This window comes from Pseudoalteromonas sp. SG43-6 (assembly GCF_014164365.1).
In the GTDB taxonomy this organism is placed as follows: Bacteria; Pseudomonadota; Gammaproteobacteria; order Enterobacterales; family Alteromonadaceae; genus Pseudoalteromonas; species Pseudoalteromonas rhizosphaerae.
The window spans coordinates 1-24,185 of sequence record NZ_JACJEZ010000062.1 but is presented as its reverse complement, the minus strand read 5'-3'; the positions used below and the strand labels follow the sequence as shown (position 1 = coordinate 24,185).

The 24,185-nt window shown below is 40.0% G+C and carries 25 protein-coding genes, 2 rRNA genes and 1 riboswitch; of the genes, 6 read left to right on the top strand and 21 right to left on the bottom strand.

The window, feature by feature from the left end:
- The coding region (locus H5201_RS23570) for an IS3 family transposase (RefSeq protein ID WP_404936147.1) at positions 1–95 on the top strand (95 nt) is incomplete at its 5' end.
- 639 nt (positions 96–734) lie between these two features.
- Here the strand turns inward: H5201_RS23570 and H5201_RS19795 are convergent.
- Together H5201_RS19795 and H5201_RS19790 are read right to left on the bottom strand one after the other, a co-directional pair.
- The gene (locus H5201_RS19795; protein ID WP_182719713.1) at positions 735–1,478 is read right to left on the bottom strand and encodes a hypothetical protein; all 744 of its coding nucleotides are present in this window, start codon (positions 1,476–1,478) and stop codon (positions 735–737) included.
- A gap of 447 nt (positions 1,479–1,925) precedes the next feature.
- The gene (locus H5201_RS19790; protein WP_145237712.1) at positions 1,926–2,399 is read right to left on the bottom strand and encodes a VOC family protein; all 474 of its coding nucleotides are present in this window, start codon (positions 2,397–2,399) and stop codon (positions 1,926–1,928) included.
- A 190-nt stretch (positions 2,400–2,589) separates the two neighbouring features.
- Here H5201_RS19790 and H5201_RS19785 point away from each other — a divergent pair, with 190 nt between their 5' ends.
- The gene (locus H5201_RS19785) at positions 2,590–3,201 is read left to right on the top strand and encodes an SDR family oxidoreductase (RefSeq protein WP_182731851.1); all 612 of its coding nucleotides are present in this window, start codon (positions 2,590–2,592) and stop codon (positions 3,199–3,201) included.
- Between the two features lie 192 nt (positions 3,202–3,393).
- Here H5201_RS19785 and H5201_RS19780 read toward each other — a convergent pair whose 3' ends face one another.
- Together H5201_RS19780 and H5201_RS19775 are read right to left on the bottom strand one after the other, a co-directional pair.
- Positions 3,394–5,130, bottom strand: coding sequence for a DUF4153 domain-containing protein (locus H5201_RS19780; protein WP_182785239.1), 1,737 nt, complete (start codon positions 5,128–5,130; stop codon positions 3,394–3,396).
- Between the two features lie 58 nt (positions 5,131–5,188).
- Complete coding sequence (locus H5201_RS19775) at positions 5,189–5,887, bottom strand: tRNA1(Val) (adenine(37)-N6)-methyltransferase (protein ID WP_149983404.1); 699 nt, start codon at positions 5,885–5,887, stop codon at positions 5,189–5,191.
- 76 nt (positions 5,888–5,963) lie between these two features.
- Between H5201_RS19775 and srmB the strand changes: the two genes are divergently transcribed.
- Both srmB and H5201_RS19765 read left to right on the top strand, forming a co-directional pair.
- A complete protein-coding gene (srmB, locus tag H5201_RS19770; RefSeq protein ID WP_145237725.1) occupies positions 5,964–7,196 on the top strand; it encodes an ATP-dependent RNA helicase SrmB in 1,233 nt (410 codons plus the stop codon).
- 409 nt (positions 7,197–7,605) lie between these two features.
- On the top strand, positions 7,606–7,929 hold the full coding sequence (locus H5201_RS19765) for a BON domain-containing protein (protein WP_182740689.1): 324 nt from the start codon (positions 7,606–7,608) through the stop codon (positions 7,927–7,929).
- A gap of 174 nt (positions 7,930–8,103) precedes the next feature.
- On the opposite strand, the gene H5201_RS19760 is transcribed toward H5201_RS19765, so the two are convergent.
- The 4 genes from H5201_RS19760 to yaaA all read right to left on the bottom strand — a co-directional run bounded on the left by H5201_RS19760 (position 8,104) and on the right by yaaA (position 12,669).
- Positions 8,104–10,113, bottom strand: a complete 2,010-nt coding sequence (locus H5201_RS19760) for an alpha-amylase family protein (protein ID WP_182785238.1) — start codon at positions 10,111–10,113, stop codon at positions 8,104–8,106.
- 306 nt (positions 10,114–10,419) lie between these two features.
- A complete protein-coding gene (locus tag H5201_RS19755) occupies positions 10,420–10,614 on the bottom strand; it encodes a DUF1289 domain-containing protein (RefSeq protein ID WP_145242920.1) in 195 nt (64 codons plus the stop codon).
- 260 nt (positions 10,615–10,874) lie between these two features.
- Entirely contained in the window at positions 10,875–11,789 is a 915-nt protein-coding gene (locus H5201_RS19750) for a mechanosensitive ion channel family protein (RefSeq protein ID WP_145242916.1), read from the bottom strand.
- Between the two features lie 100 nt (positions 11,790–11,889).
- Positions 11,890–12,669: a peroxide stress protein YaaA gene (gene yaaA / locus H5201_RS19745; RefSeq protein WP_182762362.1), complete on the bottom strand. Its 780-nt coding sequence runs from the start codon at positions 12,667–12,669 to the stop codon at positions 11,890–11,892.
- A 250-nt stretch (positions 12,670–12,919) separates the two neighbouring features.
- On the opposite strand from yaaA, the gene tal reads away from it, so the two are divergent.
- Together tal and H5201_RS19735 are read left to right on the top strand one after the other, a co-directional pair.
- Positions 12,920–13,870 carry a transaldolase gene (gene tal, locus H5201_RS19740; protein ID WP_145242912.1) on the top strand — a complete coding sequence of 317 codons (951 nt, stop codon included), beginning with the start codon at positions 12,920–12,922 and terminating at the stop codon, positions 13,868–13,870.
- Positions 13,871–14,047: 177 nt separating this feature from the next.
- Positions 14,048–14,236 (top strand): DUF3545 family protein, encoded by a 189-nt coding sequence (locus H5201_RS19735; protein ID WP_145242910.1) that lies wholly within the window; start codon positions 14,048–14,050, stop codon positions 14,234–14,236.
- Between the two features lie 109 nt (positions 14,237–14,345).
- Here the strand turns inward: H5201_RS19735 and ung are convergent, their stop codons facing one another.
- The 13 genes from ung to rrf (H5201_RS19670) all read right to left on the bottom strand — a co-directional run bounded on the left by ung (position 14,346) and on the right by rrf (H5201_RS19670) (position 24,183).
- Entirely contained in the window at positions 14,346–15,008 is a 663-nt protein-coding gene (ung, locus tag H5201_RS19730; RefSeq protein ID WP_145242908.1) for a uracil-DNA glycosylase, read from the bottom strand.
- Entirely contained in the window at positions 15,005–15,862 is an 858-nt protein-coding gene (locus H5201_RS19725; protein WP_182762360.1) for a cobalamin-binding protein, read from the bottom strand. The genes ung and H5201_RS19725 overlap by 4 nt, the downstream gene beginning before the upstream one ends.
- Positions 15,862–16,461 carry a cob(I)yrinic acid a,c-diamide adenosyltransferase gene (gene cobO, locus H5201_RS19720; RefSeq protein ID WP_145242905.1) on the bottom strand — a complete coding sequence of 200 codons (600 nt, stop codon included), beginning with the start codon at positions 16,459–16,461 and terminating at the stop codon, positions 15,862–15,864. The genes H5201_RS19725 and cobO overlap by 1 nt, the downstream gene beginning before the upstream one ends.
- A complete protein-coding gene (locus H5201_RS19715) occupies positions 16,445–17,947 on the bottom strand; it encodes a cobyric acid synthase (protein WP_182785240.1) in 1,503 nt (500 codons plus the stop codon). Before H5201_RS19715 ends, cobO begins: the two co-directional genes overlap by 17 nt.
- Complete coding sequence (cobU, locus tag H5201_RS19710; protein WP_145242903.1) at positions 17,947–18,474, bottom strand: bifunctional adenosylcobinamide kinase/adenosylcobinamide-phosphate guanylyltransferase; 528 nt, start codon at positions 18,472–18,474, stop codon at positions 17,947–17,949. The genes H5201_RS19715 and cobU overlap by 1 nt, the downstream gene beginning before the upstream one ends.
- Positions 18,471–19,268, bottom strand: a complete 798-nt coding sequence (locus H5201_RS19705; RefSeq protein WP_182740683.1) for an adenosylcobinamide-GDP ribazoletransferase — start codon at positions 19,266–19,268, stop codon at positions 18,471–18,473. Before H5201_RS19705 ends, cobU begins: the two co-directional genes overlap by 4 nt.
- Positions 19,268–20,332: a nicotinate-nucleotide--dimethylbenzimidazole phosphoribosyltransferase gene (cobT, locus tag H5201_RS19700; protein WP_182785237.1), complete on the bottom strand. Its 1,065-nt coding sequence runs from the start codon at positions 20,330–20,332 to the stop codon at positions 19,268–19,270. Before cobT ends, H5201_RS19705 begins: the two co-directional genes overlap by 1 nt.
- Positions 20,333–20,336: 4 nt before the next feature.
- A complete protein-coding gene (locus H5201_RS19695; RefSeq protein ID WP_182719503.1) occupies positions 20,337–21,332 on the bottom strand; it encodes an iron ABC transporter permease in 996 nt (331 codons plus the stop codon).
- Positions 21,319–22,155 carry an ABC transporter ATP-binding protein gene (locus H5201_RS19690; protein WP_220491373.1) on the bottom strand — a complete coding sequence of 279 codons (837 nt, stop codon included), beginning with the start codon at positions 22,153–22,155 and terminating at the stop codon, positions 21,319–21,321. Before H5201_RS19690 ends, H5201_RS19695 begins: the two co-directional genes overlap by 14 nt.
- Before the next feature lie 85 nt (positions 22,156–22,240).
- Positions 22,241–22,366: riboswitch (cobalamin riboswitch) on the bottom strand.
- A 40-nt stretch (positions 22,367–22,406) separates the two neighbouring features.
- A complete protein-coding gene (locus H5201_RS19685) occupies positions 22,407–23,021 on the bottom strand; it encodes a histidine phosphatase family protein (RefSeq protein WP_182762352.1) in 615 nt (204 codons plus the stop codon).
- Positions 23,022–23,069: 48 nt separating this feature from the next.
- A complete protein-coding gene (locus tag H5201_RS19680; protein WP_149983394.1) occupies positions 23,070–23,498 on the bottom strand; it encodes an FKBP-type peptidyl-prolyl cis-trans isomerase in 429 nt (142 codons plus the stop codon).
- A 393-nt stretch (positions 23,499–23,891) separates the two neighbouring features.
- Positions 23,892–24,006: ribosomal RNA gene (rrf, locus tag H5201_RS19675) — 5S ribosomal RNA — on the bottom strand.
- 62 nt (positions 24,007–24,068) lie between these two features.
- Positions 24,069–24,183 (bottom strand): 5S ribosomal RNA (gene rrf, locus H5201_RS19670).
- Positions 24,184–24,185: the final 2 nt, after the last annotated feature.

The window sequence follows — 24,185 nt, the reverse complement described above, 5'->3', positions numbered from 1 at the left end:
ATTATATTCAGTTTTACAATTACAAACGTAGGCATTCTACGCTTAATTATATGACGCCACATCAGAAATATAATGAATTAAAAAATGCCGCTTAGAATCTCTACAGAATTTGTTGACCATTACAGTCACAAGGTTTAGCGTCATTAAGAGATATTTGGATCAATATTCATTACGGGAGATGAACCGCCCATTGCGGACCCGCATGATGGGTGGTGTGGGGGCTGGAGGTTAGAGACCTCCGGCTACCCGATTATATGCCTGCACCACCATGCAGGATAATTTCATTCTCGTTGCTATTTAATAGTTACAAAAAACTATCAGAGAACTATTTTACTTTATGGTTTCTTAGTTGGTGTTCACCCAATATTTTTCGAATTTATTCTTCTCTGTAATGGTATATGGATAATCGGCTAATTTTAAATAAACATCAATAATTCATTTATTTTAGTAGGTAAAAGTACATAACATCTAATTAAAAATGTTTCTAAGTATTCACTGCTGTTAGATTTAGACCCTAATAATTTTACTTTTCCAACCATTTCAGATGCAAGTTGTTTAAGGTTTGGACTAAACTTCGTTATTTCATCTATGTTAAACCATGCCTCCCCAAAACCTGAAAAAGCATTTAAATTCAGTTTACCTATGAAAACGACCGCATAATAGTCAAGATTTAAAAAATTTCTCGTTTTTAAGAAAGAATGCAAATTATGAGTTTACCACATAGGAGACGCTTATTATTGAGGTGATTCTGGTTCTCCTACTATTTTTTGTAATATAATGCTAGCTACAATACTCGCCATGATCGGCCACCAAATAAATGCATATATTGCGTAAACGTGTAGACAAAGATAAGCAATAGACGTAGTGATGTGAAATGTAGTGACTATAATAGAATCATTACTATCTTTAGTAATTAACCTCCCTAGTATCGAACATAGCCCAAGTAAAACCAGAAACCCTGCAATTGGATAGATAAGATAATTTAAAATGTCTAGTGTTGGATAGATAAGATCGTGTAAAATTTCCATTTTTGCATTGTTCCATCCCTTGAGCGAGAAATAGCTATATAAATCTATAAGAATAGCGACCAGAAAACCACCAGTTAATATAAATACCACTGGGTTTTTGAATATATTTGATTCTTCCCCCATTTCTGCACCTCCATAAAGGTAATTTGAGGTAATATCTTTGCCACAATCCTTAATTTCATAATCATACCTGCCAGCCTCTACGTTAATAGCAGAACCATTTTCATTCATTTCTTGGAGTTTTTGATAGCTATCTGTTTGTACTTTCTTCAATTCGTCACGATGGGTCATATTTGTTTTTGAAATAACTACATGATAAATATCTTTAGTAGAAATAAGTTCATTATTCACGATGACTTTACCTCTTTTAAAAGGTTCGATAAAATCATCCCTTACTTGCACTTCTGACAAATCTTTAAATATACACTTCCAAGAATTATCATTTTTCATTTTTAACACTATGTGAAACTTACTCAAGAGTAATACCTGCGCCATAAACGCTCAGAATGAACTTGGATTTGGTCATGTAAAACTGTAACCGATTTCTCTGTATATTTCATATATCCACCAAACCCTATATTGCATATAACAGCTTATTCAAAGGATCTAAACCCGCGAGTTGCAGACAGTAAACCCTTTGAGCTTTTTAATACTTTTAGTCTAACTCTGTATCTAAATGTAAATCAAGAGATTTATATTTGTTGTTTTTTTGTTATTGTAAAATACAAGAAATAACCCCGCGAGTTGTTGAAAAAACAAACACGATTTATAAATGCAAGAAAATAAAGCACATAAAATAAAAGTGACACTCACATTAAAAACTACTCATAGCTGTCTTTCAGATGAAATATAAACCTATTTTTCAAAACTATGAGATCAGATATCAGCCACTATAATTTATGCGTCTTCTTCTTTACTGATCAGATCAACCATGCGTTGACTAATCTCGTCATCGCTAAGGTCTTCTTTATGAGTGCCTATTGTCCATACATGGCCAAATGGGTCTTGTAATGTACCGGCCCTATCACCGTAAAATTGGTCATGTACTGGGCGTATTTCTTTACCACCTAAGGCAACCGCATTAGCAAATACGGCATCTACATCTGCAACGTAAAGCATTAAGCTCACAGGCGTGCCGCCAAGCTCATCAGGGCTTTTAAAATGCGCTTCAGGGCACATATCTGAAAGCATAATATGCGAATCACCAATTTTAATTTCTGCGTGAGCAATCCCGCCATCTGGCAGCGGCATTTGCATAATGAGCTGGGCATTAAATACCTTCTCATAATACTCGATTGCTTTTGCTGCGCCGTTAATTATCAAGTAAGGAGTAATTGCATGATACCCCTTTGGTATTGCTGAAACCGTCATTTTACGCTCCAAATGTGTGACCTTATTAAATAAAGGTTAGTCGATATCAGCTGAAAGTCAGCTTTACAAAAATGAAAACTAAATACTCTGGTTTAAGTAATAAAGTGGTTCTAGCCCTTTAAAAATAAATATCTCCCCCAAGGTCTATAAACACAGTAAGCAATTTAGCTATTTTTTGAAGGAGTTAATGATGAGCAAAACATTAATCATAGGCGCAAGTGGCCAGATTGGTAAAATAACGACACAGTTACTACTTAATGATCAGCATCAGGTTGTCGCTCTCGTACGTGATAAAAATAAGTTAAGCGATTTAAATAGTCCCTACCTCAGCGTGACCGAGCAAGATCTCGAGGGTGACTTTAGCCAAGCATTTGCAGGCTGCGAACAGGTAATTTTTGTTGCCGGTTCTGGCGGAAATACCGGCGATGATAAAACATTATTAATTGATTTATGGGCTGCGGTTAAAGCCGTAAATTATGCAAAGCAATATGATATAAAAAACTTTATTATGGTCAGTTCAATTGGCGCAGATGATCCTGATGCAACAGAAAGCGATTTAAAACCTTACTTAGTTGCTAAACATATGGCTGACGAACATCTAATCAATAGCGGCCTAAATTATACTATTGTACGCCCAGGTTCACTTACCAACGACAGTGCTTCATTGCAAATCACCACACAACGGCCAAGTGAACGTAAAGATGCAAAAGTCAGCCGTGAAAACGTGGCAAATGCCTTGTTGCAAGTGGTAAAAACGGCTCCTGGTGACAACCGAATATTTGAGTTATTTGATGCCAATTAAAGCCAGTATCTGGCTGTAATTACCGAAATACCAGGAGCTATAGCAGAATAATTTTCTGTATGCTCCTGCTGTTACTTAGCCTAACAATATTTATTAGTTTGGTGATTCAATGTATTACGCTAAACGTTATTGCGTTGAACTTTATATTGAATTACTAACTAATATTTTGAACACTCTGACCTTAAACCCTGTTTAGTAATCAATATCACTCCTGACTTTAAACAGCACATCGCCAATTTTCAAATCATTATATTTGGGTTGTGCAACCTCAATGTCATCTGCATCAATCAGTGTTTTTAGTAATTTAATTTGCTCGGGATTATCGATAGTCATGTATTTTGATTGCCATTGAGTACCATCATGAAACCACAGATTAGCTTCAGTTGAGTTATTCGTTTCATCTATAAATACATAATCGAGTTGTTCATCTTGATCTAAATCTATGGCGATAAAATAAAATGAATGACTTTTAAGCGGTGTCCAGCGGTTGAAATGTAAGCTCTCGAATACAGCCTGAATCAACTCATCCGAAAACACCTGCTGCCCAGGCCAAAACGTCGAGTGCGTAACAAACTCTGTTATTGATGTTTGCTCGGCTAAAGCCTCAAACTCTGGATTATCTGGGTTGACATACATTCGCTCAATGATCATTGCTTGCTCTGGATGAGTACTTTGAATTTGCGCTTGTAACTTTTGCATTGCAAGATAGCCTTGGCGTCCTAAATTACTTGAGAAGTAATAATAATCAAATTCTTCAATACTCACGTCACCTTCATTTAAGCGCGCGATTTGACTCTCGGTAGATAAACGCTGAAAATTCAAAACTGGCGAGTTCACTAGTAGCATAAATATTAAAATCACTACCCCCATCACAATATTAACTTTGCTTTGCACTTGTTGCCATGCATCGCGCTTTTTAACGATCCCGACTAAATACCCGAATGAAAAACACGCAAGTAAAAGACACACTAAAATAGCCCAGCAGCGACCCACCGTGATCCCGTATTGTTCAACTCTAAGCCAAATGCCATAAGCGGCAATCACACTGTAAATTGGTAATAAAGCAATACCAAAAAATACTAACCTGTGTATTACAATTTTATAAGGTCGCTGATCAGCAGCGTATTGATAAACCGTATTCACAAAAAATAAAGTGAGTACCTGTAACCATAAAACTAACGAGCTACCACTGCCTGTTTGCCATAATTTATCTAGCCCCGTAAACGGTAGCGTCGCTAAAAAGCCTAAAGAAATAACCGTAAGTACTGGCAGTAAAAACTTAATCAAGGTTTGCAATAAAAATGAGATGTTATCTTCTATATGCATAACCCCTCTAAAGATCACCGTGGCAAAACCGAACGCTAAGGTTAAAGTTGGGATCCAAAACCAGTCTTTTTTGAGTAGCTCAGAGAAAAATGTAATCTCTAACGCATTAAATAGCGCCGCTCCTAACTGCAAAATTCCCCAGAAAATTAAAACGAATAACCAACACTCTGCAAATAAAATAAAGTTTCGCCATGAGAGCTTGAATAATTGGCTATAACTAATTGCTTCATTACCAATCAGTTGTTGGATATACATAAGTGCTTTAAAGCTGGCAATTAAGGCTGTGAATATAAAAATGGCCGTTAAAGCATCGTTATTAACCAGCGCAATAGGGTATTGCTGAGCACCAATATAAGCACCAAGGAGTGATAACAACAGACTAAATGGTAACAAGTAACTAAGCAGTTTTTTAATATTAGCTTGCTCTACAGCAAGTAAAGTCAGTAGCACAAAACTAATGGTAAAAGTAACTAAAGAAAACAACCAAACTGGCTCTGTCGCAGGCCATAGCTGATTTTCAACACTACGATATAACAAAGTAAGAACAATGCCTTGCACTAAGGAAAGTACAAAAATAAAAGGTTTAGGTAGTTGATTATCCATATCTATCACTCAGGTTTTTCATCAGTGTGCGATAAATGTACCTTTTATTCAATGATGATTACATTTTCAAGTAAAAATCCTTACACAGAGCTATATACTCATCGCTATATTGAGCCCCTTGACCATGAATCGTTAAGCTGGTCAGCTCGCATTCTTGCATCTGATAAGCAAAGCACATTAAGCTCCTGCTCGGCGCTTTAGTGGCAGTAGTTTGTACTAAACAATGGCGCACTAAATACAAACCTTGTAATTGCGCTTGTGCAATAAACAACTGCGCTTCTGGGCAAGGTAGAATCACATTTAAAAAAGCATTTTGGTGACTAAGGTGTTTGAATGCAGTGATTAACTCACTAAAACTTAAGCTATCTGTATGACGTGCGGTATTACGGGCTAAGTCCTGCCCTTTTAAACTGGCATTAAAATACGGAGGGTTACTGATCACAACATCAAACTCAGTTGTGGTGGTTACTTGCTGAATAGCTTTTTGCATCAATTTAATATCGGACCATGGGCTATTTGTAAAATTTTGCTGCGCATCAGCACATGCATTGGCATCAATTTCAACAGCATTAACCTGCATAGTTGGTTTGCGTTGCTTGCACATTAATGCCAACAACCCAGTACCTGTGCCAATATCAAGTAACCGCTGTGAAGTAGTTAAGTCAGCCCATGCACCGAGTAAAATTCCATCCGTCGAGACCTTCATCGCACTGCGCGTTTGCGCTACTTTAAATTGTTTAAACACAAAGCCTGACATTTTTTCACCTTTTCATTCACCAACTGGCGGATAGCGCGTATAATTACCAGCAATTGTCCTCTATTTTTGACACTCTATGCAATTTTCTGATTTTGATATTGATAACAAGATACTACAAGCCGTTGCTAAAATGGGTTACGAAACCCCAACTAGCATTCAACAACAAGCGATCCCTGAAGCGCTGCAAGGCCGTGATATTTTAGCCTCTGCACCAACCGGTACTGGTAAAACAGCGGCATTTTTGATCCCGGCGATTCAATACTTACTTGATTTCCCGCGTCGCGAGCCTGGTTTTGCCCGTGTTTTGATCATGACTCCAACGCGCGAGTTAGCTTATCAAATTCATGAACAGTGTGAACTACTTGCTAAAGGCACTAACCTTAAAATTGGTGTTGTTACTGGCGGTATTAACTACGGTACGCATAAAGAAATTTTTGAAAAAAATAACGATATATTAATCGCCACACCAGGGCGATTAATGGAATATTTAGAAACCGAAAACTTTCATGCCGAAAACGTCGAGATGCTTATTTTAGACGAAGCAGACCGCATGTTAGACATGGGCTTTCGTAAAGAAATGATGCGTATTTGTGAAGAAGCAAAAAATCGTCGTCAGTGCTTTTTATTCTCAGCCACTCTTGAAGGCGATAGCGTTGAACGATTTGCAGAGCAAATTTTAAAAGATCCAGCCCTATTAGAAGCTGAATCTTCACGTAAAGAAAAAGCTAAAATCCACCAATGGGTACACATTGCTGATGATTACAACCATAAATTAGCAATGTTGGTTGAAATACTAAACAGTGAAGACTTAAGCAAAGCTATTGTGTTTGTTAAAACCCGTGATCGCCTAGAAACATTAGTCGGCGAGCTGACCAATGCTGGGGTTCGCGCAGCCTGGTTACGTGGCGAGATGCCACAAGACAAACGCATGAAGGCAATGGAAAATTTCCACAGTGGCCGTACAAGAATATTAGTTGCGACTGATGTTGCCGCCCGCGGTATTGATGTGGCTGATATTAGTCATGTGATCAACTTTGATATGCCACGTACAGCAGACGTGTATGTTCACCGTATTGGCCGCACTGCTCGCGCAGGTAAGAAAGGCATTGCAATTTCGTTAGTAGAAGCCCATGACATTGCAGTATTAGCCAAAATTGAACGCTACATTGAGCTGCGCCTTAAACGCCGTGTTGTTAAAGGATTTGAGCCGCGTCATAAAGAAGCTAAAGCGCCAATCAAAAAACATAAAGATCCGGTAAAAATCAAAGCCCGTAAAAAGGCCAAAGCAAAAGCTAAGAAAAAGAAATAATTCATCTGCTTTGACGCTACATAAAAAGCCGAGACTTATCATAGTCTCGGCTTTTTACATTCAGTTTTACCTACTCGCAGTAAGTTATTAAACCCTCTCATAGCAGTCATGCAAATTAATTATCTTGTGCTCCCCATTTAGCTTGCTCATTACAAGCTTGCAGCTACGACCATCACTTAACAAAAAATATATTGCATCGCTATAGCTGAGCTGCGCTAAACAGCAACTACAAATCTAAATTAGTTAGCTAATCGCCGTACTTTTTACTCAGTTGAATGTAAAAAATTCCAAAAACATTACCCGAACTTAAAATACCCCTTCAATTTCAATACGTTAAAGTTGGAATAAATATTGTAACAGTAAGCTTACTATTCACTAAACACATACAATAGATGTTATGAGGGAAATCATGGACCGCTTCAAATTAACTGTATCATTGGTATCACTTTGCTGTGTATTTTTACTCGCCTGCGCAACGCAAGTCAGTGCAGCCACTAGTACAATTATGATCAGCAGCGTTTCTCCTCAACCAACACTACAGCAGACTATAATTGATAAACTGCGCAGCAATCCAAACCTAAACCTCTCGCAACTGCGAGTACACGTTGATGGCAACAAAGTAGCCATTTATGGTCTAACCGAAACCGGCTTTGAACGCGCACTGGCACAAAAGTTTTTAGAAAACACCCAAGGTGTAGCAATCATAGAAAATAAAATGCAGGTGAGAGATTGAAGAGTTTAAAGCTGCTAGGCTAAAGATTAAAGAGTTAAAGCAACTGATTTTCTGGTGATTCAACTTAGGTTTACTTAAAACACAGAAAACGCAAATCTCCAGAACATGACTTACAAAGTAAAATCCCAGCTAAACGCATACTTATGGTTTAGCTGGGATTTATCTGTAATAAAATTAGAAATTGCGTATTTCTACCGTTGAATTATTAAACTCAAATTTATTAATTTTGCCGCATTGAGCAACATGATTAGTACTAGCATAAGGGGGGGTTGCTTGCGCGATATTGCCCTCCCAGCCCTGACCATTTTTAATAAACGCTTTTACCTCAAACCATCCATTAACCGCTTTGCTGCAATCCATATCAACATCAAGCAGCCAATAATGTTCACCCCAAATATTCAGTGGTGTAACACCAAAGCCATCATTAGCAACGGTTTTTTCTGCTCCCCAAGTTGCTGGCCAAATATTAGTTGTCCAATCGGTTGCGGTCCCTTGCGCCTCACTACTTTGGCCCGTTTCAATACCATACCAATCTAGGTAATTATCGTTTGCTTTCCAAGGACTGGTAGTGGCACTTTGCAAATTATTATGGCGAATTGGCATAGCACATTCAAAGTTGCTTGTTTGGCAGTTACGCCCAAGGTTTGTGTTTGCATAAACATGGTCAATTCCGCCGCGAATAAACATATCTTGGCCAGTTTGCGTTTGTGCGTTAATAAATATCACAGTTCGCTGCCAATCACTCTGAGGATCAGGGGTTGAGTTAGTGGTTAACTTGGCATTTTTATGAATAGCCATTGCATCCCACGCGGCTACATTTAAGTTTATAGTGCCATTTGCATTAACAGTAATAACTTCACCAGTACAACTTGTTGCATCATTACTCAGCGCTCCTTTTAGCACGTTACAGTATTGCCCTGGAGCCATATCTGTTTGCACGGTGGTATTGAGTGTTGAGCCTTCTTTATTAATGGCAACATGACCTGAACTTCCTCTACCAAAGGCTATTTGATTGTTAGTATTATCCCACCAATTGGTTGTTGCCCAGCTATCAGCCGTATTATTTCTAAAATCTACGCCACCTGCAATGTATGCCCAACGATGCTCACATTGCCAATTACTCGCAAAGCATTCTAAATTACCGTTGTTATGCACAGGTACGCTTGGACCACCAGCATCTGTGTCACCATGATAGTCGTAACTAGACATTACTTTTGGATAACCATACGGGTAAGCCAACATAAATACGTTTGCTAAGTCGTACAAGCGGCCATCTTCAAAGGTAATTACATTACCGGCACCACCATGACCGCGTTGATTATCATGATTATCTACAAATACTACAGCTGATGCACTTGGCATAAACCCCCACCCTTCACCAAAATTACTTAACCATGCGAGCGAGCCATTTCTAAAGGTATTGCCAAGTTCAGTGCTGTATTTAAACTCCGTAACTAAACCTGACGCTAAATACTCAGAGGCAGCAACAGCCTCGCCACCTTGATCAATTACTTCTTGAAAGACCACTGGCGAGCCATTCACTTTCGCCATTAAACTTTGAATATCACTGGCTGCAACATGTTTAGAGGCATCAAACCGAAACCCCTTAACACCAATGGCTTGTAATTCATTAATGTAAGCCGCTAATGTATTTTGGACATACGTTGCAGCGGTATCTAAATCTGCTAGTCCAACTAACTCACAGTTTTGTACTCGGTAACGATCGTTGCCGTAGTCAGAGCCATTAATGGTGCAACTGGTGTGAAAGTCTTGTGGGCTATAAATTGGGTATTGTTTATTACCATAGGTATTACCAGCGGTACCTGTACCACTGCCTGCAGCCATATGATTGATTAAAGTATCTACATAAATATCAACGCCAGCGGCATTACAGCGATTAACCATATCAATAAACTGCTCGCGGTTACCGCCTCGGCTTTGCAATAGGTAACTGACAGGTTGATAACGCGTCCACCATTGGCTGCCTTGTATATGTTCATTAGGCGGCGATACCTGTACCGCAGCATAGCCTTTAGGTCCTAAGTATTGTTCACATTCGAGGGCTACATCTTGCCAGTTCCATTCAAATAGATGGACGAATGTTGTTGGTGTTGCATTTGCAATCGACGTAGCACTTAGGCCAATACTTAGCCCAATAGTGGTTACTATTTTTTTAATTTTCATTGTGTGTTCCGTTGTGTTGTCAAGTAATAGGTATTATTTATTTACAAAGAATTAACAGTAGAGGGATTCTCACAAAATGAAAATTGAATACGTATGCAATCAAAAATTCAAAAACACCATCGATTATGGATGCTTAGCACAAATGCAGTGGCACGAGTGTATCGCTAACTTATTCTTTGTGTGTGTTGGAGTGTTTATTAACGGGCAGTACAGAGCGGTAAAACGAGTATACGGTTTTTATCTTTATTACGAAATCTTGAAGTTTGGGGTTAGCTTTTTCAGACTGCAGTTTGCTCTACAAAGTGATTATTTATGTTGCGCGTTTTTGCGATTTTGGCATTCATTAAGAACCTGTAGCTTTTGTGCAGGGCTTGCACTGTGCCACGCGAGAATTTCATCAAGGGTTCTAAAGCAACCGATACAGGTATCGTTTTTATCCAAACAACAATGCCGAATACATGGGCTACTTGGTTCTTCATTGCTCACTTTAATGTTATTCATTAATTTTACCTTCGACTTTACTTATTAGACACTAGCCTTAGTTTTAGCTCGTGTCTAATAAGTGCAGTAGATAATCGGCTAGCGATAACTAAACTATGACCACTGCCTTTTACTTGTTTTGATGCTTCGCCATAAATGCTGTCTATCAGTAGAAAACTTAATACTGGTAAATATGCGCCAATCAACAACTGTATTACCAGCTGTAAATTTGTGTAAATTAGCACTATCAACAGGTAAATATTACCTGTTGATAGAACCATTTATTGTTCTGAGTGCTGGCGCTTTTCAGTGATCATCGCATCGAGTTTTTCACCGCCTTTAATACCAAAATCAAGGGTGCGAATTGGGAATGGAATACTAATATCAGCGTCACTTAGCGCTTGTTTGACTGCCACAATTGCTTTATGGCGTACGGTCATAAAGTCTGCCTCGCCGGGGTATTTTATCCAAAACCACACCAGTAAGTTGACACTACTGTCGCCAAACCCTTCAGCATAAACAGCGGTTTCGTCTTGTTTAATTACAAAATCAAATTCATTGATTTTTTTAACTATCACCTCAGCTGCCAGCTCTGGGTCATCACCATATGAAATGCCCACCGGCACTTCAATGCGGCGTACACCTAAGGTACTGTAATTACGTAATACATTACGAAAAAGTATTTTGTTAGGCACTAAAATCAGTTGCCCATAAAAGTTTTCGATAAGCGTGTTACGCAAATTTATTGAGCGCACATTGCCAAACACATCATCGGTTTTTATAACATCGCCTGTTTTAAAGGGTTTGCGAATACCCATAGCAATACCAGCTATTAGGTTCTCGGTCATATCTTGAAAGGCAAAACCAATTGCTAAACCAACAATCCCAGCACCAGCCAGTAATGACGTTACAGTGCCTTTTAGCCCTATAAAATCGAGGGCAACAAATAACCCAACACACAGTACTATCATCTTGAATATCGATGCCATTAAGTCTGCAATTTGTTGGGAGTCTAACGAGCGGCGTAAAACATTGCGCATCATCGAACCTAAAAAACGCGCGAGAATTGAGAAAACAATGGCGATGATCACCGCCACTATAAAATTAGGTATATGACTTATTACGACATCAAACCAGCCACCGAGTTTTTCTTCAATAAGTTTTTCGGCATCGCTGATAGAAGGTATTTTTAGCATTGCTTAACCTTGATTATTTTATAAATAGTGTCAGGTTATTGCAAAATAAGCGCCAAAACTAAAAAGCCATGCATTGCATGGCTTTTAAACAGATTAATAACTAGTTTTGTTCATCTCTTAGAAATACTGGCTCCAGCTCTTTTTGGGTCGCTTCGCTACTGTAGTAGTAACCATCAACAGTAAACTTTTTTAAATCGCTTAACTGGGTAACTTTATTCTCAATAATGTAGCGAGCCATCAAGCCGCGCGCTTTTTTAGCATAAAAGCTGATAATTTTATATTGGCCGTTTTTACAGTCTTTAAAGTGTGGAGTAATGATTTGCGCGTTTAAGGCTTTTTTATCAACCGCTTTAAAATACTCGTTTGATGCTAAATTTACTAGATATTGGCTATCTTGCTCAGCGAGTACGCTATTTAGTTTATCAGCAATAATACTGCCCCAAAATTCATAGAGGTTTTTACCACGGCTGTTATCAAGCTTAGTGCCCATTTCTAAGCGATACGCTTGCATTAAATCAAGTGGTTTTAATAACCCGTAAAGGCCTGACAAAATACGTAGGTGACTTTGCGCGTAATCAAGTTGCCCGGCAGTTAAGCTGTTTGCATCTAAACCACCATATACATCGCCATTAAAAGCCATCACTGCTTGTTTAGCGTTGTCGGTAGTAAACGGTTGCGACCACTCACTAAAGCGCGCAGCATTAAGGCCTGCAAGCTTATCGCTAATTTTCATTAAACTGCCAATTTGTGCCGGCGTTAATTCGCGGCACACCTTCATCAACTCTTCGCTGTGCTCAAGTAACTCAGGTTGCGTGAATTTATCAGTGCTTGCTTGGCTCTCGAAATCTAAATTTTTTGCAGGTGAAATAACAGTGATCATAGTTAGCTATTGACTTGGAAATTATTTAATGTCAATTTCAACATTAAATGAAACGAAAAGCACGTTTTGTTTATATCAATTAGTTAGAATTGATTGGTATGATACCTACCTTATTAGCACAGCAAATTATGCTATGCACCTTCGTTCTTCACTGATACGGACATAAGACCTATTAAGCGCTGTCACAGTGCTGCAGTATAAGGTAGTTACAGTAGATTTTCTTTTAACTTGCTTGGAATGAGGAAAGCAAATGACTTCAGCTCTACAAAGGCTCAAACAACATTCATCTATCGTGGCCGACACTGGTGATATTGAAGCGATTAAAAAACACCAACCGGAAGATGCAACAACTAACCCTTCATTGCTATTAAAAGCCAGTGAAATTGAAGCCTATAAGCCGTATTTAGATAAAGCGTGGAGTTATGCTAAAGAAACCGAGCAAGACGCTGCTAAACAATTAGAACTAGCCTGTGACTACTTTGCTGTATTACTAGGTAAAGAGATCAGTGACATTGTGCCGGGTTATATTTCAACAGAAGTTGATGCGCGTTTATCATTTGATACTCAAGCAACAATTGCTAAAGCACACACATTACTAAGCCTTTATGAAAAAGAAGGTGTGAGCAAAGATAAAATCTTAATCAAAGTTGCCTCAACGTGGGAAGGTATTAAAGCCGCAGAGCAACTTGAAAAAGAAGGTACTAAGTGTAACTTAACGCTGCTATTTAGTGATGCTCAAGCCCGTGCTTGTGCAGATGCTAACGTATTTTTGATTTCACCATTTGTTGGCCGTATTTTAGATTGGCACGTTGCTAACGGCTTAGAAAAACCAACCGATCCATTACAAGATCCAGGCGTGCAATCAGTACGCAGTATTTTTGAATTTTATAAGCGCCATGATTATAAAACGGTTGTTATGGGCGCAAGTTTCCGTAACACCGGTGAAATCATCGCACTAACTGGTTGCGATAAACTAACCATCAGTCCTAACCTTTTAGAAGAGCTAGGCAACCTTGAAGGTGCACAGGAGTATTTACTTGAAAGTGATATTGCTAAAGAGCCTAAACCTGCACCACTAACTGAAGCTCAGTTCCGTTGGTTACATAATCAAGATGCCATGGCGACAGAAAAACTAGCTGAAGGTATTCGTTCTTTTGCTGATGCACAAGAGCAACTAGAAGCGCGTTTTAAAGCAATGTAATCGCTTTTATCGTTTAAATTAAACGTCGCATTTGCGGCGTTTTTTTATGCCTGAAAATAATCTCTATTCATTAATTTATCACTTACCTGTAACATAAATGTCACTTTTTTATTCTATTTTAGTGTGGCCTGTGGTATAGGTATTTTCGAGGTTCAAAAAATTCAATAGGAGAAGTTCATGGATAGCCTAGACGATATTTTAGAGATATTAGAAGGTCCTGATACAACAAGAAAGACCTCTCAGAAAAATAAAAAGAGAAAATGGCGCGAAATCGAAGCTTTAAAAGACAAGCAACGTTTACGTAAAGAACTACAGGAACTAGACTTTTTTACAGACAATATTGCGATTGATGAATTAGATTTTTAATTTCGCAATAGCTACTAACCAACTAAAAGGCCCTTACCGATAAAGTAAGGGCCTTTGTTTTTATCAGTTAACGTATATTCTGCGCGGGATAAACTCGCACCTACAATTCCTAAACTTGCCAATCGATCGCTGTTTGCCCTTGCTGTGTTAATAACTGATTGGTAGCGGAAAAATGCTGGCAACCAAAGAAGCCACGATGCGCAGACAACGGCGATGGGTGCGGGCCATTTAAAATATGGTGACGCGTACTATCAATGCCTTTACCTTTCTTTTGTGCGTGAGCACCCCATAAAATAAATACCACACCTTCACAGTGTTGATTAATATGGGCAATAACCTTATCGGTAAACTGCTCCCAACCTAAGTGTTTATGGGAATGGGCTTGGCCTTGCTCAACAGTCAGTACGGTATTAAGTAAAAACACCCCTTGCTCTGCCCAGCGTTGTAAATAACCGTGCGTAGGCACGCGAAAACCATCGATATCTGTAGCCAGCTCTTTATAGATATTTTTTAATGAGGGAGGAAGTTTACCAACCTCTGGTAATACCGAAAAACACAAACCATGTGCTTGTCCTTCGCCGTGGTAAGGATCTTGTCCTAAAATAACCACTTTTATATTACTTAACGGTGTTGCATCAAATGCACTAAATACATACTGCTCTGGCGGATATACAGCAATACCTTCGCTGCGCTTTTGAGCGACTGTATCCAACGTCTGCTGCATATAAGTTTTTGCACATTCGGTTTTTAAAAAGTCTTGCCAATCACTCATTGTGGCTCCTTAATTGCAACGCGTGAATCATCTATTTTAGTACACATATCAGCAAGACCATCCAACATACGCGTGGTAAAGCGGTGTAGTAAATCAGCATTGACGCTAATAAACTGGTGGTGCTTTACCGCGGGTACTTCGGGCCATTGTGTCCAATCAATCACAGTTTGCTGCGCTTGTGACTTTTCATTAGGCAATATAATGATCTCTGGTTTTGCCACGATCACATTTTCAATACTTATCAGAGGGTAATCAGTTCGGCTACTAGCAAATACATTACGACCTTGGCAAATTTCGATTAACTGATTGATCCAGGTATTTTTACCCACCGTCATCATCGGTTCTGCCCATAGCTGGTAAAATACCGCGACCTTACTTTTACCTTGCTGCTTGGCTTTGATTACAGCAATTTTCTGCTCAAATTCAAGTGCGGCTTGCTCGGCTGATTGCTCATGTCCAGTAAGCTCACCTAAACGGCGCAGTTCATTGGGCACTTTATCTACTTCACTCGCGTCACTGTAAATTATATCAATGCCAAAACTTTTAATACGTGCTAAATCCTCAGCTTTGCTACCCGTTTTCCATGCTAAAACTAAATCAGGTTTGAGGGCCAGTAGCTTTTCTATTTGAATACCTTGGTGACCACCGATACGTGGGATATCATTGGCCGCAGCAGGAAAATCAGCATATTCCACGGTTCCCACGATTTGCTCACCAGCGCCGATGGTATAGAGGTTTTCAACAATATGCGGGGCCAAGGCGATAATTCTTAATTGCTGCTTGTTAGGATCAGCCACGAGCTTAAAGCAGCACAGAGCCAGCGATAAAACGAGTACAAGCCTAAGCGTAGCCATTAATAATCAAATCCTATTTGCGCTTTAACACCAGCATCAAATGCATGCTTAACATTGCGCACTTCACTAACAGTATCAGCTAAGTCAGTTAACTTGCGGTGCGCACCACGGCCAGTAATAATTAAAGATTGCATTGGCGGACGATTAGCGATCACTTCGAGTGCTTCGTCTAAATCAATGTAGCCGTAGGTGATCATATAAGTAATTTCATCAAGTAATACTAAATTAATTGATTCGTCAGCCAACATACGTTTTGCTTCTTGCCAAGTCGCTTGCGCCGCTGCGGTATCTGATTCTTTATTTTGCGTCTCCCAGGTAAAACCTGTGTTCATAATGGCAAATTCAACCCCTGCGCCTTGCAATACATTACGCTCACCACACGGCCAAGTACCTTTAATAAACTGGCACACAGCAGCTTTCATGCCATGGCCTACACAACGTGTTACCGTGCCAAACCCTGAGGTTGATTTACCTTTACCATTACCAGTGATCACCTGAAAAACGCCTTTCTCAGTTTGTGCTGCGGCTATACGCTCATCAACTTTATCTTTTACTTTTTGTTGGCGTTGTTGGTGCTTGTCGTTATGTGTGTCGCTCATGATTAACTCCTTCCCAGTTTTGGTAAATTTGCGTTATTTTCTCTAAATCTAAATATTCTTTACACATCGTGGCTAAGCGCGTTAATTGCTGCTCGCGATGTGTGTCTATATCTATTAATTGGGTAATACCACTATTTGGCAACACCCAATCCAGTATTAGTTGCGTAGCTGCACTGCTATCAAATAAGCCATGTAAGTAAGTACCTGCTATACAATCATCATCTGATATAAAACCATCTTGCACAACATGCTGTGGATGCTGAGTAAATTGTAAAAAAGGCTTTTTAAATGCTGGGCCTGCGCTACAACCGGCGTGTATTTCATAGCCTGCGACTTTTGCTTGTTGACCGCCAAGATGGATCACACCGGCAGCTTGAGTTAGTACTTTATGCTGCCCTAAATGAGTGGCAAAATCAGCGAGCCCTAAAGCTTTACAGTGTGTTTTACTTGATTCCACACCCTCAGGGTCATAAATATCTGTGCCGAGCATTTGCAAACCTCCGCAAATACCTAATAACTTACCGCCATAACGCAAGTGACGCTGAATCTGCTCGCCCCAGCCTTCATTGTTTAAAAAGGCTAAATCATTAATAACATTTTTACTGCCAGGAATGATGATCAGATCAACGTGTGGAATTGCTTGAGTATGGCGAATGTAATTAATGTCAATTTGCGGGTTTAAACGCAGCGCATCAAAATCAGTGTGGTTACTAATATGAGGAAGTAGCAATACTGCGATTTTTATTTTTGCTTGGCTTACTTGATTATCTATCGCTACCGCGTCTTCAGCATCGAGGGCGAGATCATGTAAATACGGCAACACCCCTAAAACTGGTTTACCGGTGTACTCTTCAAGCCAATCAAGGCCACCTTGCAATAAGCCTATATCGCCACGAAAACGGTTGATCACAAAGCCTTTTACTCGGGCTTGTTCTGACTCGCTTAATAGCGCAAGAGTACCGACCAAATGCGCAAACACACCGCCTTTATCTATATCTGCAATAATGATCACGGGGCAATCAACCGCTTCGGCGTAACCCATATTAGCAATATCACCCGCACGTAGATTAATTTCAGCCGGGCTGCCCGCCCCTTCAACTACCAGTAGCTCAAACTCTTCGCTTAAACGCTGTTGCGAAGCCAGTACCGCATCCATCGCGACTTTTTTATAATCATGATAAGCACCTGCTTCCATATTACTAATGGCTTTACCGTGAATTATCACTTGAGCGCCAGTATCACTATTGGGCTTGAGTAAAATGGGGTTAAAATCAACCCGTGGCGCCACTTTAGCTGCAATCGCCTGAAGTGCTTGCGCACGACCTATTTCGCCGCCATCTTCTGTTACAGCGCTGTTTAAGGCCATATTTTGCGGTTTGAATGGAGCAACTTTGATCCCGCGTTCAACAAATACCCGGCACAATGCTGCAACTAAAGTACTTTTCCCTGCATCAGAAGTCGTACCTTGTACCATTAATGTTTTCATCATGACTGCCCTTTCAGTGTTAAGGCAAGACCTGCCATTATAAATTCAACTCGCGCAGCTTTTGCGGCAATGGCTTGATGTAACCAGCCTGATTCATCTACAAACCGGCGGCTTAGCTCGCCCAGAGGCACAATACCGTGGCCAACTTCGTTACTGACAAAAATCACTTGCCCCGGTAAATTTTCAAGGGTATTTAGTAGTGCTGATTTCTGTTCATCCCAACAATCACTTGTGGCGTGACATAAACAGTTACTTAACCATAAGGTTAAGCAATCAACTAAAATACAGTTATCTTTGCTGCTATGTGTTTGTAACGCTTCAGCCAATGCAATTGGCTCCTCAACTAACGGCCAATCGACAGGGCGCTGTTGTTGATGATGGACTATACGATCTTGCATTTCAGTATCGTGGGCTTGCGCCGTTGCGAGGTAAATAACGCTTTTATTGCTTTGCTGTGCAAGCTGTTCAGCAAAGCGGCTTTTTCCACTGCGTGCGCCGCCTAAAATAAATGTGTGGTTAGCGTTCATAATACACTCACGAAAGTCAAGTAAATGGCAATTTCACTTAGCTGCTGCGCCGCACCTAAACAATCGCCAGTGTAACCACCTAACTGCTGTTTAAACCAGCGGATCAAAATGACTCTTAGGATCAGTAATACTGCGATAAGAATGAATACGGTTTGCCATAACAATACACCAACAGCAATCAAGCTAACCAGTAAAGTAGCGGCGGTTACAAGTAACATAACTAAACTAGTGACCGATAGGTGCATAGCAAGCGGCTTTACTTTTGAAGTCGCATCCTCACTTACATACTCCATCCCCATAATTAAACTGGTTGCCACTACTCGGCTTACACATTGCCCGATAACAATTGCACTCAATACAGTAATCAATGACTCACTAAGAAAGAGTAGGCTTTGAAATTTAACCAGCAGCATAATAAATAATGCCGCTGCACCATAAGTACCAAGACGACTGTCTTTCATAATGGCAAGCTTTTGCGACACCTGCCAACCACCGCCAAAACCATCCCATACATCGGCCCAGCCATCTTCATGAAATGCGCCTGTTAATAACAACCCGACCGCCATCATTAGTAATACACTTATTGATGCTGGTAACAGTAATTGAAAAATGCCGTAGCTGAGTGCTAATAATCCACCAAGCAGTAAACCCACTAAAGCAAAATAGCGACTTGCTTGATTTAAATGAGCACCGCTTACATTAAAGCGCAACTGCACCGGTAGCCGGGTTAAAAAGCTAATTGCTAATAACAGTAACTGCCATTGCGTTACTTTATTTGCCTCTAGGTTAGGCATTAACTGACAACCTGCTCAACACCAGCATCAGCAAAACTAGCCATCTGATTATAAAAACCAAGTGCGGCTTGCAATAATGGTAAACTTAACGCAGCGCCAGTGCCTTCACCCAAGCGTAAATCAAGTTGCAGCAGTGGCTTAACATCGAGTGCGTTTAACATCAGTCGATGGCCTTGCTCATTTGAGCAATGTGCAAAAATTAAATAATCTTTCACTGCTGGGTTAATATTAATTGCGGCCATTGCCGCAGCACTACAAATAAAGCCATCAACTACTACAGCCATGCCTTGCTCAGCCGCAGCCAACATAGCTCCCGTAATATGCACAATTTCAAAGCCACCTAACGCTGCAAGTAGTGAAATAGGATCTGCTAAATGTAACTGATGCAATACCAGCGCTTGCTCTACAACTGTTATTTTACGCGTAACAATATCATCACTAACACCCGTGCCTTTGCCAACACACTGCTGTGCAGGTAAATTCAGCATAGCTGCCATAATCGCTGCTGCACTGGTGGTATTACCTATGCCCATTTCGCCAAAGGCAATTGTATTACAACCACTATGACTGAGCTGCTGCACCAGCTGTTTAGCATTATTAAAGCCTTGCTGTACCTGCGCGGTATTCATTGCCATGTCTGTATTAAGTGGCTTTGTTATACTTCCTAGACGGCAATTATGGACACTTGGCGCTGTGACTGGATGCAAAATACCACAATCAATCACTTCTAATTGCCAACCTAACTGTTGGCAAAAGACATTAATAGCGGCACCACCGCTGACAAAATTAGCTACCATTTGTGAAGTGACATCACTGGGCGCTATCGATACCCCTTGTGCAGCAACACCATGATCTCCTGCAAATACCAGCAAAGTAGGCTTCTTGATTGTAGGTGCAAAGGTTTTAAAAGCATCTTCGCTTGCCACTTTTTGACTAAACAAAGTAACCAGTTGTATTGCACATTGTTCTAACTGTCCAAGTGCACCAAGCGGTTTAGTTTTTTGGTTAATCTTATCAATGATGAGGTGACCAAATTGATTAGTTACTGTAGGTATATTAAACATCTGACTAACTCTCTCGCTTGCGAAAATAAAGTAACGATAAAAAGAAAATACTGCCTATTGCAGAAGTAATAACACCGATTGGCAATTCTTGATTTGCAAGTAAAACACGCGATAGCACATCAACCCACACCATAAATATACCGCCAACTAAAGCCGTCATGATCAAACCAGTAATAGTGCCTTGCGACACAAAAAACCGTACTATATGCGGGATCATCAAACCAACAAAACCAATACCACCACACATCGCCACTAACACTGCAGTGATCAATGAGCTCAATACCAACATTAATAACCGAAACCGCTGTACCGGTATTCCTAAAGTTGCAGCACTTTCATCACCTAGTAACATTGCATTTAGTTGCCGACGAAAACCCATCATCAGCCCGGTGCAACTAATAATAACTAAAGCGGGTAACCATAACGTTGACCATTGTGCGCGAGCAAAGCTGCCTAGCGTCCAAAATAAAATAGCCGTGATCGCCTGTGGATCACTAAAATACAAAAGTAAGCTGGTAAAGGCACTGAATAAAAAGGATAAAGCGACCCCAGCCAAGAGCATACTTTCAACTTGTCCGCGACCAGCTCGTCCGGCAATAAAAACCAGTAATAACATAGTCAATAAACTACCAACAAATGCCGCGGCCGACATTGTTATTCCCGCGCTGACTCCTGTTAGTGTCATAAAACATACCACACCAAATGAGGCTCCCGATGAAATACCAAACAAGTAAGGATCGGCTAACGGGTTACGGGTTACGGTTTGTAAAATTAAACCAGCAATAGCTAAACCAGAGCCAGCTAAAAACGCCAACAATGTTCGTGGCATTCGCAGTTGCCATATGATCCGCGCTATAAAGGAGTCATCTCCCTGACCTATAATACTGTGGTATACATCAATGAATTTACTGGTCGCAGCACCAAAGCTAAGTGCTATAAAAATGCTCGACAAGGCAAAGAATAACGCCACGCTGACTGCAAAATAATTATTTTTTTGCATCAACGCCACCACCTTGATAACCGTAAAAATAGGTAATACGCGGAATGACCTTATTTAATTGTTTACTCTGTGGATGCGCCGAGACTTCGGCACAGACACCAAATACTTCGCTAAGCATTTCTTCCGTGATGACGTATTCTGGGCTACCCGTTGCAACTAACTTACCTTGCTTTATCACCAGTAGTTCATCACACATACTTGCTGCAAGATTAAGATCATGGAACGACGCTAATACCGTTACATTTAGCGATTTAGCCAACTCCATTAATTGAATTTGATATTTAATATCTAAGTGGCTGGTAGGCTCGTCCATAATTAATAATTGAGGGCTTTGTACAATTGAACGTGCTATCAATGCGCGTTGCTTCTCGCCACCGGAAAGGGAATCAAACGATTGCTGTAAATGATGGCTCAAGCCAACTTGCTCAATCGCCTGAAAAATAATTTGTTGATCATTTTTAGTTGTCGAACTAAATAAGCTTTTATGCGGCGTAAGGCCAAGACTCACTACATCAAAAAGCGATAGATTAAATTGCGAAGGTGTTTCTTGCAGCACCACAGCAACCTGCTTGGCATATTCATCCGCACTTAGCTGCCAAATATTTTTCCCTGCAAATATAACCTCACCGCACACTGGTTTAGTGTAACGGTATAAACAACGCAATAAACTTGATTTACCTGCGCCATTAGGCCCTAACAAACCGATAAACTGGCCTGGTTTTATTGCAAAATTAATATCGTGCAAAATGGCGGTATTTGCCACCGACCACGATAAATTAGCTACTTCAAGTAAAGGGGGATCAATTACTGCTGGTATTTGCAATGTGTTATCTCTCTAGCAATAGCTAAACCCAATACACTACAAACCATTATGATCATGGTGATAATAGAAGAGTTAGCCCGCTCAATAGGTAATAAATTAACGTATTTTGTATCTGACTTATCGCGCTTGCGACTTACAGTTGCGGGAACAGTTGAGGAGTTACACCCCATTCCAAAATACATAAGGCTCTATTATGGGCGGGTGAGTAAATATTTCAATTAATATCTTTCTAGACGGCTAAAAATAGTATTTTAAAACACAATTCTTGGCCATGCTTTATCGCTATCATCTATGTAAATATCAATACAAATGAGCTTCCCATAACCGATTGAAAATATGTTTTGCTGATTCGACTCTTTTGGTAACCGACAAATAATACCTAATAGTTGCTTGATCACTCCGGCATGCGTTAAAACTAATTGTGCTTGGGTACGATTACTTGCAATATCAATTAGTAACGTTTGCCACCACGTTGCTATTCGCTGATAAAAATCCCTCATACTTTCGCCATGAGGGGGGGTTACTTGCCAAGGGCTTTGCCAGAAATCGCCAATACTAGGAGAGTCCGTCTGTTGCCACAAATCATCATATTTACAGCCATCCCAATCACCAAAATTAAACTCTCGGAGCTGATCGGTCAGAAAAAGTGGTATTTGCTGGGCATGGCTAAAAGATCTGGCAAATTCGCTACAACGTTTCAAAGTCGAACTTTGTACAAGCTCAATATTAGTTAGCTCACTGCACGCTTGATGTAATTGCGCACGGCCAAGTTCACTGAGTAAAAAATCTGTCTGTCCGGCCAAGACTCCTTGCTCAATCAATTCGCCATGGCGTAATAAGTAAACGCGACTAGAAAATGGCGGCATAAAACCCTCTTACATTAAAGAAAAGTACTTTTAACTATAGCATAATGGTCATCCTAAACGGATTAAGCGCACATCAAAATGTAGAACGGCATTAGCTCCTATTTTTCCACCATTCCCCTTGCGTCCCCACGCCAGCTCTGCAGGAATTACAAATTCATAGCGAGAACCAACCGACATCAATAAAATACCTTCTCGTAATCCTTCGATTGCCTCATCTAAGGTAAATACTTCAGGCATTCCAGCTTTATAACTATCAGCTATTACGCTGCCATCAGCAAGCATAATACGCTGATTGATGACCACGGTATCAGTGTCAGTTACTCGCTCACCAGAGATCTCATCTATTACTTTATACATCAAACCAGAAGCACACAGTTGAGTATCAGCATGATTACTAAATTTAACTATGAAGCTTTCACTGTTTTTACGATTGAGTCCTGATGAACCTTTTGATTTAGTTGTTTTTTTACGTGCCATGAAGCCCCACTATTTGTATGATAAATATAATGATTTTATCGCATAGGTAGAGGCCTAAACGCAAGTTTTATAGTGAGTTTGCGAGTTTTTCAAAACAATAAAATGATCTTATACCAATCGTGTTAAGTTACTGACCATTTATAGCGACAGATAAATAGAGTGATAGCAAGGCATAAATTTTAACATGTAGTTGTTAATTTATAACGCAGTTAGCGCTTTATTTAGCTCGCTAGAATGGTTAAATATTTAAGTCGATTGGTATTATACGTATAAGAGTCAATGATTGGCGCTGCCTTTGCCCGCCAACATAATCCTTGCTAACTCACTGCTAAATCACTTTCCTGCAAACGTAAAAAAGCCCGACTATTGCTAGTCGGGCTTTCTTTAATTAGATCCTGGCAATGTCCTACTTTCACATAGCAAATGCTACACTATCATCGGCGCTGTTTCGTTTCACTACTGAGTTCGGCATGGGGTCAGGTGGTTCCAAAACGCTATTGTTACCAAGAAAATTCTTTTCAATTTTCTTATTTTAATTATTAAGTTTTAAGTCCTTCGACTAAATTTGGAGCCTGGCAATGTCCTACTTTCACATAGCAAATGCTACACTATCATCGGCGCTGTTTCGTTTCACTACTGAGTTCGGCATGGGGTCAGGTGGGTCCAAAACGCTATTGTTACCAAGCA